The following is a 14290-nucleotide window of genomic DNA, read 5'->3' as shown; positions in this document are numbered from 1 at the left end:
GGGTGTGAGGGCTTGTAAAAGCGGGATGTGATTGACAAAGGCTTTTAGGTGCTTGACAAGGGTTGGTGCTCCTTTTTGCATGGCATTTGAATAGACTATGTCATTATCCATGCGATCGCAACGCTCTTTGAAAGCTTGGTGGTAGATTTTAACCATCAGCGCGCGGGCTTGTTGCATTTCTTGGACCAAATCAACGCTGACAGCCCATAGGGGACTGATGAGTAGAATAATACCTAGTAAGCGAGTCATTTAAATCCTCCATTTAATTGCTTGGCATGGATGGCAAAGATTTATAGTAGTTATCTAGCAAAATTGCAGGCTTTTGGCTAAAATCCACGCCTAAGAATTTTTGGCTAAAAGCGCGGTAAGCTTTTTGCCCATTGCTATCAAAACTCATGTCATCATCAGGCGACCCTTCTATGTCATTGGGTTGGCTTTTTGGCAAGTTTTCTAAGATTTTTAGAATATCCACGCCCTCTTGGTGCTTTTTAAATAGAGGGGCATAGACAAAATCCCATGAGTTTAAAAAACTCTGCGCGCTTGTGGTGGTGTCAAAAGAGGGAACATCTAGAATCTCCGCACAATCAGAGTCGGGGATATTCTCACTCAAGACTAGCAAAACTCGCATGGCTTCATACACCTTGATCGTCCTTAATAAATGCGCTTCTTGGGGGGTTCTAGGCTTAAAGGTTTGCAATAAAGGCACTTGATTCATCATGTCCAGTGCCAAAGCAAAGGTAGCAATGGCATGCCTTCGCATAGAGTTTTGGTAGCGATTAGAATTATCACAAATGAACCTAACACCCCCTAGACCATTGATCAAACCCTCTTCATAGTTTTTAACCATCAAGCCATAAAGCGCGTTAAACTTCTGCAAAAACGCTTGAGGGGGCTGGCCTAAAGCCAACTGCACCACCAACAAACACCATAAAACCCAACGCATAAAACCTCCTCTAATCAGTGCTATACAAACAACGCCCTTGTGTGTATATATTCTTATCGCACACCTCATATAAGGCTTTTGGATTAAGAAACTGACATTTTTGACTCCTAAAACACGCGCTTCTTAGCCTATATAAGAGTGCATCCCTGCCAAAAAAATCCATGTAGTCGTTATCTCCTCCTACATAATCATCTAGCCCCTCCTTGCCCCAAAAATATAAAAAATCTTGCATAGAAATTCTAAATTTGCCCTGTGGATCGTCCCTAGGTTGGCTGTAATAAAGATGGCTACCAAGCAATTTCATCAGATCGCCTCCCAAATCGTAGAGATAAGTTAGACCAGGATCGGGACATCCATGCGCATTATCTGGATCGTGGCAAGAAAAAACTTGTTTGCTATAAGTGCGTAGATAAAAACGCCCCCGCAACATTTCAAAGGCATATTGGTCGGCGGAGTAATGATCATCGATTTCAACTTCTTGGTATTTTGCCAAGATCACCAAGAGATTATTTTTAACCTCAATGTCTAGGGGTGTGTCGGTGCAAAACCCCTTAGACAATTGCCCCTTATGCAAAATACCCATGCATGTGTGCACGCCATCAGAGGGTCTAGCCCCCATAAATAAAGCACAACCCCGATAAAAAATCAAAGTGTAGGCTTTGGACTTGTTAGGTTTGTCATGGGGGGTTTTGGTTAATGTGCGGGCATCTTCTTGATTATAGATCGCTTCGCTCCACTGCAAGCTATCTTCATTATGGATACATCCCCCTTTTATCCCATCCGAATCTTTCCAATAATCATCCACCCATTTTTTCACCATTACTTGCGCCTCTTTGAGTTCTAAGGCGTGCAGACTGTGCCAAGAGAGGCACAAACTAAGCATTAAAAATAAATTTTTCATGAAACTCCTATCTCAAGGTTTAGCATACCGATCGCTCTTGATCCACAACTTAACAATCTCCCCATTTTTACGCCTAAAAGCTACAAAAGCAAATGCGCCTTGTTGTTGCAAAAGATATACCCTATCTTTAGGGATTAAAAAGAGATTGTTGATCTTGCAATGCTTATTAGGGGCAGAGTAAAAATACGCCCTATTCTTGCCACTAATGGTTTTTAGGGGGTGGGTGTGAAGATTTTGATCTTTAAAGCGCGCTTGCAAGGCTTTAGTTTGGCTAGCATCGCAGAATTTTAAACATGTTTCTAGTTGGTTTGCGTATTTTAAAGGGAAGGTGAGATTAACCCCGTTTAAATCTTGCAATGTGTGCGTTTTAAGATCATAATTTGCCCAGCTTATTGTGCCCGTACCTAAGAATTTGGGGTGCTTGGGGTCTTGTTGCCAGTTAAAATACAATTTGGCCATGATGCGGTCTTGATCCCATGTGTCTATGTAATAGGAGATATGACCTTTAAGCCATTTAATGCCCTTGTGCTCGCTGTCCCACTGCTTAAAATTAAAAGCGCTATGCTCCACTAAAGAGATAAATTTTAAAACACACTCAGAATTGACATGTCCGGGGAAATCAATTTGAGTGGGTGTGGCTTCTTGGGCGTAAATTAGGGCGATCCAACTCACCCATACAAGACAAATTTTAACTAATCTCATCACTCTAAAACCTATGGTAGTTATCTAAAAAGTTTAAGTCCTTTGGTTTAATTCTCAAACAATTAGGAGATGATAATGTTAAGAAAATATCTTATCGTGGTGCTTTTAGTGGTGGGTGTGCTGGGCGCTCAGGCAACACTTTTAGAACAAGCAGAGGCAGCTTACAAGAGAAAAGACTACCCCAAAGCCTTTAGACTTTACAAACAAGGGGTGCAAAGAGGAGAGGCGCAGGCGTTCTATCATTTGGGCTTGATGTATTACTATGGGCAATATGTGGATATGGATATAAAGGGCAAAAAAGCCTTTAACTACTTTAAGAAAGCCGGAGAGATGGGGATAGCAGATGCCTATCTTGAGCTAGCAGACATGGTCGCAGATGGCAGAATAGCCAAAAATGCCAAGGGAGAGCCTTTTGCTTGCGAGAAAGCACTTTCATATGCCGACAAAGCCCTAGAGTTGAGCCCAAAGAGGGCAGATATCTATGAAAGAGTCGGGTTGCTTTATCTTAGGGTTCAATGGAGCAACCATACTTGCAGTCTTAAAGACTTTAGCCAATACTCCCAAGAAGTCCAATACAAGCAAAAAATTTTTCAAAAGGGGTCGTCTTATCTTGAAAAGGCGGGGGAGATGGGCGACTTTAGTGCCTACACAACACTAGGCTACTATCATGCTGCGGGCGATTTCGGGTTTGAGCGTAGTTTTGACAAAGCCAAGCAATACTATCTTAAGGCAGTAGCGGTGCTAGAAAAAGCGGGGGCAAAGGGGGATAGCCAAGCCTATAATGAGCTGGGATTGATTTATCAAGATGAGCATAGCAATCTTAGCACGGGGACTATCCTATTTGATCTTGACTCTAGGATTACCCGAGAAAATAGGGATAAAGCGTTGGAGTATTTTAAAAAGGCGGCGGCTATGGGGAATGCCAATGCCTACACCAACATGGGAAAGTATGTAGATGAGAATAAGGCGATGGAGTATTACAAAAAGGCAGGAGAGTTAGGGGACGCACAGGGGTATATCAAGTTGGCACAAATGGAGGGAACACTGCTTAACAAGAGCATAGAGTATTTAAAGTTGGCAGGAGATTTGGGAGATGAGGATGGTTATAGCATGCTTGGCGACATTTATTTTTATGGTGGTTGGGAAAGGGATGAAAATGACCCTAGTGCTCCCCATATCCCACGCGATTATAAAAAAGCAGCACATTACTACAAAAAATGCACAGATATGGGGAATGCCTATTGTTATCTATCGTTAGCAAAATTGTATAAAAAAGGCTTAGGGGTGCCAAAAGATACCAAAAAAGCGCGCGCATACGAGGGACATGGGAGGGATATCCTGTGTGTGGGAGAGGACTTGGATGATTATTGTGAGTGAGGTGAGGAATCGCTTTTCCACTCTGGGTGTCGCTTTTGGATGGTCTCTAAGAGCGTTTTTGCGCTGTAAGGGCAGATATGGAGGTTGGGAATGGTTTTGCTATTAGCGTATTTAAAGGGGCGATAGACATCGTCTGTATGCTTGCCCTTAGCATCTAGGGCATAAGTGGCTGTGTGGTCATCTAAAAACTTAAGTCTTCTGATCATCCAACCGCTGAAGGGTGGATTGGGCGGATACCAATCATCATCACTATACCAAATGTGTAGCCGTTGGGATTTTGCTAAATCGCCTTTTAAAGCACTCAAGAACTCCCATAGCAAAATGGGTGTTATGGTAAAAACATCGTCTTTGAGTTTGACATCAAGGACGCGCGCTAAACCCGGAGATTCAGGGTTAGGACCTTCTCTAGTTGCTAGCAATAAGGTAGGCTTGTAGTAAAGAAAATACCCCGGGTAATCCTCCATTTCTTGTGGGTTATTAGGATTTAGTTTTATGAGTTTCTGGCAATCCTTAGGATTATAGACAAAGACCTTATCCCAAAAGGAACGCCCTTGAGAGTCCTTTAAATCTGTATTGACCTTTAAAACTTTGGAGTCAGAAACATCGCCTTGAGTGATAATGTATTCTGTGTTTTTAGCATGTAGAATTTTGTAAGACCCATCGCTAACAATCTCGCCGTCGTCTGTATTATCCGTAGCATTTAAGAGTAAGGTTAATAGTAAAAAGATGAGAAATTTCATTTTGTTCCTTGTTTGTCCATGTTCTTCTAGTCGGCACTAAAAAGGCAGTGATCCCGCTCTGAATCTGAGCTATACTTTTTGCATGCCTCTTGCAGTGCCTTGAAATTGAGAAACTTGCACCTACCTTTTGCAAAGCATGCAAGCCTTAACTTATACAAGAGCGTAGCATTACCAAAATCTCCGTATCCGTTGTCTGCATATGTTCCTAGGAAATCATCCAGCCCCTCCTTGCCTTGCTAGCATCTCCATAGGGGTATCCTTGTAGATCGGAGTCGTGGCAGAAAAAAACCTTTGTGCTATAAGTTTTTAGGTAAAACGCCCACTTAACATTTTAAAAGCGTATTGGTCTTTGTAGTAGTGATCGTCTACAAGGTCTGCGGCTTCCTTCGAGACAACCAAGAGATTATTTTTAACCTTAATGGATATAATTGCATCTGAGAAACATCCCTTAGATAATTGCCCATTGTGTAAAATGCCCACGCATGCGTATAGACCATCAGGAGCGGGTCTAGCGGAATTCAACGCAGTACAACCCTGATAAAAAATCAAAGTATAGGAATCCGTCTTATTGGGTTTATCATGGAGATTTTTGTCCCCGTGTGTGAATTTATGTTGTCATGGATGGTCGCTACCCATTGTGCGTTATCAAAAAAGTGCATAGATTGGGATCTTGAGTTGTATACCCATGTTCTCTCCAATATCCTTTCCAATAGTCATCCACCTATTTTTTCACCACCGCTTGCGCCTCTTTGGGTTCTAAGGCGTGTAGGCTGTGCCAAGAGAGGCATAGATTAAAGATAAAAACTGACACCCTCGCAAAAGTCTTTTGTGTATCTCTCATGGGTTTTAGTGTAGTTTGGATTTTTAAACTCAGAGTAAATTATTGAGGAGTTTTAGGATGTTTGATAGCAAAATAGGCATTGATGTCTTCCTCAGAGAGGTCGGGGAAAAACTTGATAGTTTCGCCTTGCACATAAAGCCAATAACCCCATTCTTTATCCATTTTGATTCTTTGCTGGGCATTGCAGCTTAAAGGTTCTAAAAAAGGCTCAAATTTACAATGCGCGCAATCCATGTTACAATGTTTGGACAATACATTGAAAGGATGAACATGTACAAACGCGCCTTAATGTTGGCTTCTTTGGCTACGGGGCTGGCTTGGGGGCAGGATTTTACTAAGTTGAGCGATGAGCAGCTCATTAAAATCGCAGGCACTCTTCCGGCTAGTCAGGCTCTAAATTACAGGATGGAAGTGGTGAAACGCTTGAGGGCACTTGATGAAGAGCACCAGAAAGAGTTTAAAGAGGCGTTTAGCCAAAGCGCTCAAACAAATTTAAAAAAGATGAGTTGGAAAGAGTTTTCCCACATGCGCGAGCAGGTACGCAGGCATTTAGCTAAGATGAAAAAGAAACACAGCCCCAAAGAGCTTGAGGCGATGGGTTTAAACATAGATATCTGCACGGGTAAGGAGCGCCGTGTTTGGTGCGCCGCCTCCATTTGATACATCATCTACAGCTGAAAACTGGGAGCTACTCCCCCTAAGAGTTATGGTATTATCCAAAACCCATCTCGCAGGGGATTTTTGTGGTTTCCACTCCAAGAGTTGACGCCCCAACCCTTGTACATTGTGCCTTTTACTTGCATGTGGCCAAGCATTCCCATGGCTTGAGAGAGATTTAGGCCCTTTGAGCTTCTAATTGTGTCAACTCTTGGGGAGTGAATACGCGGCTTTTGAGATTAAAGCTTTTACCCGTGCCATAGGCTAGAGAAAATTCGCTCCCTTCAATATCCTGCACATCTAAAATGAGCTGGGTATGCCCTTGATATTCTTGTTGTTTGGTGTGCAGGTAGAAGCCCACCCCTTCCACCTCCCCCAAGCACACATCATTTTGCCCAAGCTTAAAATCCTCTTTAGCATAGGCATACACCACACTCCCCTCACAGCACCCACAGGAGTGGTAGAAAATAAAACCCCCCGGATGAGCAATTTTAAGCTGTGCGATAAAATCGCGGGCTTGTGGGGTGGCTATTACGCGCTCAGGCATTAGAAGAATCCTAGCTTATTGGGGCTGTAGCTGACCAAAATATTTTTAGTCTGTTGGTAGTGTTCGAGCATCATTTTATGCCCCTCGCGCCCAATTCCACTTTGCTTATAACCCCCAAAGGCGGCGTGGGCGGGATAGAGGTGGTAGCAGTTAGTCCACACACGCCCGGCTTTGATCGCGCGCCCAAAATGATAAGCGCGGTTGATGTCCCTTGTCCACACCGCTGCGCCCAAGCCAAACATGGTATCATTAGCAATTTCTAAAGCTTCTTTTTCATCTTTAAAGGTAGTCAGGGCTAAGACGGGGCCAAAAATCTCTTCTTGGAAGATGCGCATTTTATTATGCCCCTTGTAGATGGTGGGCTGGATGTAACAACCATTTTCTAGCCCCTTGATGTGGTTTTTACCCCCACCAATGAGGCACTCTGCACCCTCCTCTTTGGCCACTTGCATATAGTTTAAGATAGTGTTAACTTGGTTTTCATCCACTTGTGCACCCATCATGGTGTCTAGCTCGAGCGGATTACCCACTTTGATCGCTTTGACCCGTTCTAAGACCTTTTGAATAAAAGAGTCATAGATCTTTTCATGCACTAAAGCGCGCGAGGGGCAGGTGCACACCTCCCCTTGATTGAGTGCAAAGAGCACCAAGCCCTCAATGGCCTTGTCTAAAAACGCATCTTCGTGCTCGTAAATATCCGGGAAGAAAATATTGGGACTCTTGCCCCCCAGCTCAAGCGTGCAGGGGATGATATTTTCGGTAGCAAATTGCATGATCTGCCTTCCTACAGCTGTCGAGCCGGTGAAAGCGACTTTGGAAATTTTGGGGCTGGTGGCGAGATGTTTGCCAATCTGCCCTCCGCTCCCATTGACTACATTGACTACCCCAGCGGGGAGCAAATCCCCAACAATCTCTAAAAGCACCAACAGACTAGCGGGCGTGGCTGAAGCGGGTTTGAGCACCAAAGCATTGCCTGCAGCTAGAGCAGGGGCAAACTTCCAAGCGGCCATCAACAAGGGGAAGTTCCAAGGGATAATCTGCCCCACTACACCCAAAGGTTCGTGAAAATGGTAGGCCACGAGTTCCGGATTGATGTCGCTAATACCTCCCTCTTGGGCACGGATACAGCTGGCAAAATAGCGGAAATGATCAATGGCTAGGGGAATATCCGCGTTCAGTGTCTCTCTAATGGGTTTGCCATTGTCCCAAGTTTCCGCATACGCAAGCTTTTCTAAGTTGGCTTCCATTCTATCAGCAATCTGGAATAACACGCGTGCCCTAGCATCCACAGGGGTGGCTGCCCATGCGTCCTTAGCCTTGTGGGCGGCATCCAAAGCCTTTTCAATGTCCTCCGCAGAGGATAGGGGCACTTCACAGAGCACTTCTCCATCGATGGGGCTCTTATTGGATTTGTATTGTCCCTTTACAGGTTTGACCCACTCCCCGCCAATGTAGTTTTCATAACGGGGCTTGAAAATTTGCTTACTGTCTTTGTAAATACTCATACATCTTCTCCTTAAATTAATGTCCATGGCGAAAATCTAGCACCATACGCCCATCGATCGCGCCTTTTTTCATGCGATCAAAAATGGCATTGATGTCTTCAAGCTTGGCAGGAGCCACATGGGCTTTGACCTTCTGTTCCTCAGCAAAGTTAATGGCTTCTTGCAGATCTAAGCGTGTGCCCACAATGGAGCCACGCAGAGTGATACCATTTAAAATGAGATTAAAGATATTCACGGGAAAATCACCCGGAGGTAGCCCATTCATCGCCACGGTCCCCCCACGGCGCACAAAACCCAGAGCTTGTTTAAAGGCTACAGGGTGCACAGCGGTTACCAAAACCCCATGTGTGCCCCCTTCTGTTTCTTTTACGATTTTATCAATCGTGCCCTGTTCGCCTAGATCTTTAGCATTAGCCACCACGCTAGCCCCGTATTTTTTGGCTAACTCTAGCTTGTCATCAGAAACATCCACCGCAGCTACATTCAAGCCCATCGCTTTGGCATATTGCACGGCTAAATGCCCCAGTCCGCCAATGCCAGAGATGGTAACCCACTGCCCGGGCTTGGTGTCTGTCATTTTAAGTCCCTTATACACCGTAACCCCAGCGCACAAAATGGGAGCGATGTTTAAAAAGTTAGTGTCTTTTTTGAGCACACCAACATAGTTAGCGTCAGCCAAAGCGTATTCCGCATACCCACCATTGACAGAATACCCCGCATTGTCTTGTTTTTCACACAGAGTCTCCCAGCCAGCCATACAGTGGGTGCAATGCCCGCATGCGCTATAAAGCCAGGGAATGCCCACCGCATCGCCTTCCTTAATATGCTTGACACCCTTGCCTACCTCTACCACATAACCCACACCTTCATGCCCGGGGATGAGAGGCAATTTTGGTTTAACGGGCCAATCTCCATCTATAGCATGCAGATCGGTATGGCAGACCCCACACGCCTCAATCTTGACCAGCACACCCCCCTCTCCAACTTTTGGGACATCTACTTCTTCTACAAAGAGGGGACCTCCAAATTGTTTGACCACCGCGGCCTTCATCTTTTTGCTCATAATCGCTCCTTAGTTATATTCCCAATGTGAAAATGTTGTATCTAGTCTAGTTAACACTATCAGTAAACAAAGATTGCCAAGCGAAAAAAATACCCGCTTGTCGTTACAAATTGTAATTCCAAATCGTGTGCGTAGGAAGTTATTTAACGCGTGGAGTGGGCGCACCTGAGAAAATAGAAAAGTCCCATGAGCAATCCCAAACCTACTAAAAACCCTATTGCTTTGGAGAGAGTGAGTGAGGCCACCAAGAAGGCTATCATCGCACATCCGGCTGTGAGAGTGGCATAGGGCAACTGGGTTAAAAAATGACTCTGCACAGAGCAACCAGCCCCAGTAGCAGAGAGAATGGTTGTGTCAGAAATAGGGGAGGCGTGATCGCCATAAACCGCTCCGCTCAAGATTGCGGCAACAACCAGCACAATATCCCCCCCCACCACACTCACCATTCCTGCTCCAATGGGCAACATGATCGCAAACGCTCCCCAACTTGTACCCGTGCTAAAAGCGATGAAACCTGAGATGAGAAATAAAAGCAAGGGCATGAGCAAAAACACCCCTTGAAAATGCTGGATTAAACTAGCTAAATACAGTCCTGTTTGTAAATCATCGCGAATCATCGGCCCAATAGCCCACGCCAAGATTAAAACCCAGATTGCCCCAATCATACTCTTAAAACCCTTGATGAAGAGGGAAGGAAAAGCTTTTTTGGGTAAATATCGATATGCCAAGATCGCCCCAGATCCTAGAGAAAAAAGACCACCAAAAAAGAGGGCAAAGGCGGTGTCTGTATTTTGAAAAATGCTCAATAAATCCTTGTGATCGCTGGCACTATATCCCGTGTAGATAATCAGGGTTGTAATGCTCATGATGAGTGTGATGATACTCAGGAGTAATACGGAGATGGGGGCATTTTGCGTGCGCTTTGCTAGATCAAACTTTTGAAAATCTTTTACACCAACATTTTGATATTTCTGCATGGCAGGCAAGTTAATTTGCCACACAATGGTCAAAAACACGGCGAAAATGGCAAACCATGCGTAGTAATTGCATCCAATACTACTCAAGAGCAGTGCAAAGCTATCTTTGAGCAAGGGTGAACCCTCATTTTGCATCACCCCCACGATATAAGCCCCCCAACTAGAGATGGGCACTAGTAAGCACACGGGCGCAGAGGTGGAGTCGATGATATAAGCCAAACGCTCCCGACTACTTTGATGGGCATCGTTGAGAGACTTGCTAATTTGGCCCACAATGAGCGCATTAAAATAGTCATCAATAAAAATTACTAGGCCCGCAAAGAGGGCGATACCCTCTGATTGGCGCGCGCTTTTAACATAGGTTCTAGCCCGTTGCACAAAGGAATTGATCGCCCCAGAGGCAGCGATAATCTGGCTTAAAATACCTAGGATAATTAGAAAACCAAAGACGAATAGACTGTTCAAATTCGCTTGCACGCCCTGGGGCGTGGTGTGATAAAAAACAGCACCAATTTTGTGGTAAATGTAGAGGACAATATCCCACAAATGCCCATTTGTCATGAGCAGTGCGCTCAGCACCATGCCACTGAAAAGCGAGAGTGCGACGCGTTTAGTAAAGATTACCATGAAAATAACAAACAGGGGAACAGAGAGACTAAGGACGGAATGACCCATGGATGCCTATCAATAGAAGCTGGCCGGGAGAGAGGGATTCGAACCCCCGGAGGTGTGACCCTCAACGGTTTTCAAGACCGCCGCTTTCAACCACTCAGCCATCTCCCGCGACAAATGCAAAAATTAGCGTGGTAAATCTGGAGGCGACACCCGGATTCGAACCGGGGAATCAAGGTTTTGCAGACCCATGCCTTACCACTTGGCTATGTCGCCATGGTGCCCAAAGCCGGACTTGAACCGGCACGGTATTGCTACCGAGGGATTTTAAGTCCCTTGTGTCTACCTATTCCACCACCTGGGCGTGCAAACGCCGTTGCAACGGTGTTTAAAGGGTGTTTAATCGCCCTTTACAATAGTCGTGTAGTGGCCATAAAGCCCAATTACATTGAAAACTTTACGATCCACTGACTTAATGGTTTTAATGCCACCTTCTTTAGCCGCTTTTTCTACAGAACAATCACCGAAAGCGAAGAGGCCAAGGATACTACCGCAACTGGCTTCACCGGTTTTAGATCCAGATTCACCATTGCCTGAAACTGGAAGCTTAACACCTGTAAAAAGGTTACCCACAGGAAAAGGCGACGCACAACCCGCCATCAAAATTCCCGCGCACGCACCCACACCCGCAAGCTTAGCCACACGCAACATCAATTGCCTCTCTAAAATCAAAAATGGAGCGGGAAACGGGGATCGAACCCGCGGCCCCGACCTTGGCAAGGTCGTGCTCTACCACTGAGCTATTCCCGCAAAAACCGCAATTTTAGCAGGACTTATCTAAAAAGTCAAGCCGCGTTTCTAAAAGTCTCTTAGTATAAGGATGTTTTGGCGCATTAAAGACATCCGCCACACTCCCACTCTCTATCACCTGCCCCTTTTCTACTACCAAAACAGAGTCGCAAATGCTTTCAATTACATCTAAATCATGACTGATAAACAGATAGCTCAGATTAAGCTTTTCTTGTAGCTCTAGTAGCAAGCCCAATACCACCTTTTGCATACTCTTGTCCAGTGCGGAAGTAGGTTCATCCATCACAACCACCTGCGGGTGCACAATAATCGCACGCGCGATGGCTACCCTCTGGCGTTGCCCACCACTGAGCTCAAAGGGGTAGTATGTTAAATGTTTGGCTTCCAAGCCCACCGCCTCTAAACTCTTTTGGGCCACCTCCACACTCCCCTTAATGCCTGCCCCATGAAAGGCTTCTAGCAAAATCTCTTGCACGCTCCAGCGTGGATTTAGCGAGGCATAGGGATTTTGAAATACCATTTGTAGAGATTTTCTAAAAGGTTTAAAGGTCTTGCGATTGAGCTGGTGCACGCTTTGGCCTAGCACAAATTGCTCGCCCACGGAGGCGATGAGTTTTAAAATTCCTAAAGCTAGCGAGCTTTTTCCACTGCCAGACTCTCCGATGATCCCTAGAGTCTGCCTAGCATGCAGGTTTAAATTCACCCCCTGGATAGCAACGCGCACCTTATGAGCTCCCAAAAAGCGTTTTTGCACATAATGCACTCCAAAATTTTGCAATCTTAGGGTTTCTTCCCCTTGTTCTAAGCTTTTTTTGCGTAGCAGGTGGCGGGCTTCTAAGAGCATTTGGGTGGTGGGATGAGTAGGGCAGGTAAATAGGGTATTGAGATCGTTATGCTCGCATAATTGCCCCCCTTGCAAGACATAAACATACTCAGCTAACCATTGCACCGCGCCTAGATCATGGCTGATAAGCAAGATCGCCATTTGGTTTTGCACGCTTAGAGTTTTGAGTAGTTCTAAAATTTGTAATTGCACTTGCGCGTCTAGGGCAGTGGTGGGCTCGTCGCAAATTAGAAGTTTGGGGCGGTTGATAATGCTCATGGCAATCGCCACACGCTGGTTTTGCCCCCCGCTAAGTTGGTAGGGGTAGCGTTCTAACAAATCCAGCCCTAAGCCTACCTGATTCATCACTTCCTCAAGACGCGTAGTAAATTCTTGTTTGGGATAGGTTTTATGTAGGCGCAAACTCTCGGTAATTTGGGTTTTGATCTTGTGTAGGGGGTTGAGCGCACTTAGGGGCTCTTGGGCGATGTAGGCGATATCCTTGCCCCGAATATTGCGCAGGGCAGTGGGTTTGAGGGTGAGCAGGTCGGTATTTTCAAAGAGAACTTTCCCGCTTAAAGGGCGCACAAAGGGCACAAGCTGCAAAATGAGGCGGGCAAGTGAACTCTTCCCGCTCCCACTCTCCCCCACTAAGGCTACCCTCTGCCCTGGCTCTACGCTCAAATTAATGTCTTTGAGCAAAAAATCTTCTCCCACCTTTGCATGCACGCGATCTAGGCGTAGCAAAGGTTTATTTGAAGTTGGTGGCATCAAAGGCATCTCTCACTCCTTCCCCAATGAAAACCAAGATGGATAACAATAGCGCGATGGCAAAAAAGCCTACAAGGGCCAAATGCGGGGCGTAGAGATTGTTTTTGCCCTGCTCTAAAAGCTCTCCTAAGGACGCGCTCCCAATGGGCATGCCAAAACCCAAGAAATCGAGGCTCGCCAACGCTCCGATACTCCCAGCCATGATAAAGGGGATATAGGTTGTAGTGGCCACCATCGCATTGGGTAAGATGTGGTAAAAGATCACGCGCGCATCGCTTACCCCTAGCGCATAAGAAGCCCTGACATAGTCCATGTTGCGCCCTCTTAAAAACTCTGTGCGCACCACTTGGGCTAAACCCATCCAAGAAAAGGCTAGTACCAAGAGTAAAAGCCACCAAAAGCTGGGGGTGAACATGCTAGAGAGAATGATGAGCAAAAAGAGCATGGGAATCCCACTCCAAATCTCAATGAAGCGTTGCCCCAAGAGGTCTAAGAGTCCGCCATAATAGCCCTGCAATGCCCCCACAGCCACCCCCACCACCACGCTAAAGGCACTCAGCAAGAGTGCAAAGAGAATGGAAACCCGATACCCATAGACTAATCTCGCCAACACATCGCGGGCTTGATCATCTGTGCCCAGCCAATGTTCCCAGCTAGGGGGCGTGGGTGCGCTCTGCTTTAAATCCATCACAATAGTGTCATAGGAATAGGGAATGAGGGGGCGGATCACAAAAGCATCTTTGAGCAAATGATTTTTGACATAAGGATCGTTGTAATCCGCGCTGGTGTAAAAATCCCCCCCAAAGGTGGTTTCTGGATAATCTTTAAAAATAGGGAAGTAGGCTTTGTGGTCTTTATAGATAAATAGGGGCTTGTCATTCACCCACAATTCCGCCCCTAAGCAGAGCACAAAGAGAACGATGAAAATAATGAGTGCCCACAACGCCCGTCTGTTGTCTTTAAACGCCCGCCAGCGCCTCGCATGCACATCTACCACAATAGCCCCTTAATCACTTATGGA

General features: G+C 45.7%; 14 protein-coding genes, 4 tRNA genes and 1 pseudogene. 2 read left to right on the top strand and 17 right to left on the bottom strand.

Annotated elements, in window-relative coordinates:
* The 4 genes and pseudogenes from KCO92_RS03165 to KCO92_RS03150 form a co-directional block, all read right to left on the bottom strand.
* Positions 1-249 (bottom strand): annotated as a pseudogene (locus KCO92_RS03165) (hypothetical protein); the annotation flags it as partial.
* A gap of 13 nt (positions 250-262) precedes the next feature.
* Positions 263-943 (bottom strand): hypothetical protein, encoded by a 681-nt coding sequence (locus KCO92_RS03160; protein WP_104695640.1) that lies wholly within the window; start codon positions 941-943, stop codon positions 263-265.
* 10 nt (positions 944-953) lie between these two features.
* A complete protein-coding gene (locus tag KCO92_RS03155; RefSeq protein WP_104695639.1) occupies positions 954-1844 on the bottom strand; it encodes a hypothetical protein in 891 nt (296 codons plus the stop codon).
* A gap of 12 nt (positions 1845-1856) precedes the next feature.
* Positions 1857-2546: a hypothetical protein gene (locus tag KCO92_RS03150; RefSeq protein ID WP_158653563.1), complete on the bottom strand. Its 690-nt coding sequence runs from the start codon at positions 2544-2546 to the stop codon at positions 1857-1859.
* Positions 2547-2621: 75 nt separating this feature from the next.
* Here KCO92_RS03150 and KCO92_RS03145 point away from each other — a divergent pair, with 75 nt between their 5' ends.
* Entirely contained in the window at positions 2622-3923 is a 1302-nt protein-coding gene (locus KCO92_RS03145; RefSeq protein ID WP_104695637.1) for a tetratricopeptide repeat protein, read from the top strand.
* Here the strand turns inward: KCO92_RS03145 and KCO92_RS03140 are convergent.
* Positions 3911-4663 carry a hypothetical protein gene (locus KCO92_RS03140; RefSeq protein WP_104695636.1) on the bottom strand — a complete coding sequence of 251 codons (753 nt, stop codon included), beginning with the start codon at positions 4661-4663 and terminating at the stop codon, positions 3911-3913. The two genes, KCO92_RS03145 and KCO92_RS03140, sit on opposite strands and share 13 nt — an antisense overlap.
* Before the next feature lie 880 nt (positions 4664-5543).
* The gene (locus tag KCO92_RS03135) at positions 5544-5738 is read right to left on the bottom strand and encodes a hypothetical protein (RefSeq protein WP_104695635.1); all 195 of its coding nucleotides are present in this window, start codon (positions 5736-5738) and stop codon (positions 5544-5546) included.
* Between the two features lie 36 nt (positions 5739-5774).
* Here KCO92_RS03135 and KCO92_RS03130 point away from each other — a divergent pair, with 36 nt between their 5' ends.
* On the top strand, positions 5775-6164 hold the full coding sequence (locus tag KCO92_RS03130) for a DUF1104 domain-containing protein (RefSeq protein WP_104695634.1): 390 nt from the start codon (positions 5775-5777) through the stop codon (positions 6162-6164).
* 175 nt (positions 6165-6339) lie between these two features.
* Here the strand turns inward: KCO92_RS03130 and KCO92_RS03125 are convergent, their stop codons facing one another.
* The 11 genes from KCO92_RS03125 to KCO92_RS03075 form a co-directional block, all read right to left on the bottom strand.
* Positions 6340-6708, bottom strand: a complete 369-nt coding sequence (locus KCO92_RS03125; RefSeq protein WP_104695633.1) for a DUF779 domain-containing protein — start codon at positions 6706-6708, stop codon at positions 6340-6342.
* A complete protein-coding gene (locus KCO92_RS03120) occupies positions 6708-8213 on the bottom strand; it encodes an aldehyde dehydrogenase family protein (RefSeq protein ID WP_104695632.1) in 1506 nt (501 codons plus the stop codon). Before KCO92_RS03120 ends, KCO92_RS03125 begins: the two co-directional genes overlap by 1 nt.
* 16 nt (positions 8214-8229) lie before the next feature.
* Positions 8230-9276, bottom strand: coding sequence for an alcohol dehydrogenase AdhP (adhP, locus tag KCO92_RS03115; protein ID WP_104695631.1), 1047 nt, complete (start codon positions 9274-9276; stop codon positions 8230-8232).
* A 143-nt stretch (positions 9277-9419) separates the two neighbouring features.
* On the bottom strand, positions 9420-10928 hold the full coding sequence (locus KCO92_RS03110) for a Na+/H+ antiporter NhaC family protein (RefSeq protein WP_104695630.1): 1509 nt from the start codon (positions 10926-10928) through the stop codon (positions 9420-9422).
* Between the two features lie 20 nt (positions 10929-10948).
* A tRNA-Ser gene (locus tag KCO92_RS03105) sits at positions 10949-11036 on the bottom strand.
* A gap of 30 nt (positions 11037-11066) precedes the next feature.
* A tRNA-Cys gene (locus KCO92_RS03100) sits at positions 11067-11141 on the bottom strand.
* A 1-nt stretch (position 11142) separates the two neighbouring features.
* Positions 11143-11229, bottom strand: a tRNA-Leu gene (locus KCO92_RS03095).
* 35 nt (positions 11230-11264) lie between these two features.
* Complete coding sequence (locus tag KCO92_RS03090; RefSeq protein WP_104695629.1) at positions 11265-11576, bottom strand: TRL-like family protein; 312 nt, start codon at positions 11574-11576, stop codon at positions 11265-11267.
* A gap of 24 nt (positions 11577-11600) precedes the next feature.
* Positions 11601-11675 (bottom strand) — tRNA-Gly (locus KCO92_RS03085).
* A 13-nt stretch (positions 11676-11688) separates the two neighbouring features.
* Positions 11689-13245, bottom strand: a complete 1557-nt coding sequence (locus tag KCO92_RS03080; RefSeq protein WP_411710052.1) for a dipeptide ABC transporter ATP-binding protein — start codon at positions 13243-13245, stop codon at positions 11689-11691.
* Between the two features lie 4 nt (positions 13246-13249).
* Entirely contained in the window at positions 13250-14266 is a 1017-nt protein-coding gene (locus KCO92_RS03075) for an ABC transporter permease (protein WP_104695648.1), read from the bottom strand.
* Positions 14267-14290 lie beyond the last annotated feature (24 nt).

Origin of the sequence: Helicobacter salomonis, from assembly GCF_017979425.1 — a bacterium.
Classification (GTDB): domain Bacteria; phylum Campylobacterota; class Campylobacteria; order Campylobacterales; family Helicobacteraceae; genus Helicobacter; species Helicobacter salomonis.
Note: the sequence above shows the minus strand (reverse complement) of the source record. Positions and strands in the feature narration are given on the sequence as shown.

Bases quoted from the DNA above. Each gene is read 5' to 3' on its own strand.
- KCO92_RS03155 (WP_104695639.1), bottom strand. From the start codon at position 1,844: ATGAAAAATTTATTTTTAATGCTTAGTTTGTGCCTCTCTTGGCACAGT.
- KCO92_RS03145 (WP_104695637.1), top strand. From the start codon at position 2,622: ATGTTAAGAAAATATCTTATCGTGGTGCTTTTAGTGGTGGGTGTGCTG.
- KCO92_RS03125 (WP_104695633.1), bottom strand. From the start codon at position 6,708: ATGCCTGAGCGCGTAATAGCCACCCCACAAGCCCGCGATTTTATCGCA.
- KCO92_RS03140 (WP_104695636.1), bottom strand. From the start codon at position 4,663: ATGAAATTTCTCATCTTTTTACTATTAACCTTACTCTTAAATGCTACG.
- KCO92_RS03135 (WP_104695635.1), bottom strand. From the start codon at position 5,738: ATGGATTGCGCGCATTGTAAATTTGAGCCTTTTTTAGAACCTTTAAGC.
- KCO92_RS03120 (WP_104695632.1), bottom strand. From the start codon at position 8,213: ATGAGTATTTACAAAGACAGTAAGCAAATTTTCAAGCCCCGTTATGAA.
- KCO92_RS03160 (WP_104695640.1), bottom strand. From the start codon at position 943: ATGCGTTGGGTTTTATGGTGTTTGTTGGTGGTGCAGTTGGCTTTAGGC.
- KCO92_RS03150 (WP_158653563.1), bottom strand. From the start codon at position 2,546: ATGAGATTAGTTAAAATTTGTCTTGTATGGGTGAGTTGGATCGCCCTA.
- KCO92_RS03110 (WP_104695630.1), bottom strand. From the start codon at position 10,928: ATGGGTCATTCCGTCCTTAGTCTCTCTGTTCCCCTGTTTGTTATTTTC.
- KCO92_RS03090 (WP_104695629.1), bottom strand. From the start codon at position 11,576: ATGTTGCGTGTGGCTAAGCTTGCGGGTGTGGGTGCGTGCGCGGGAATT.
- adhP (WP_104695631.1), bottom strand. From the start codon at position 9,276: ATGAGCAAAAAGATGAAGGCCGCGGTGGTCAAACAATTTGGAGGTCCC.
- KCO92_RS03130 (WP_104695634.1), top strand. From the start codon at position 5,775: ATGTACAAACGCGCCTTAATGTTGGCTTCTTTGGCTACGGGGCTGGCT.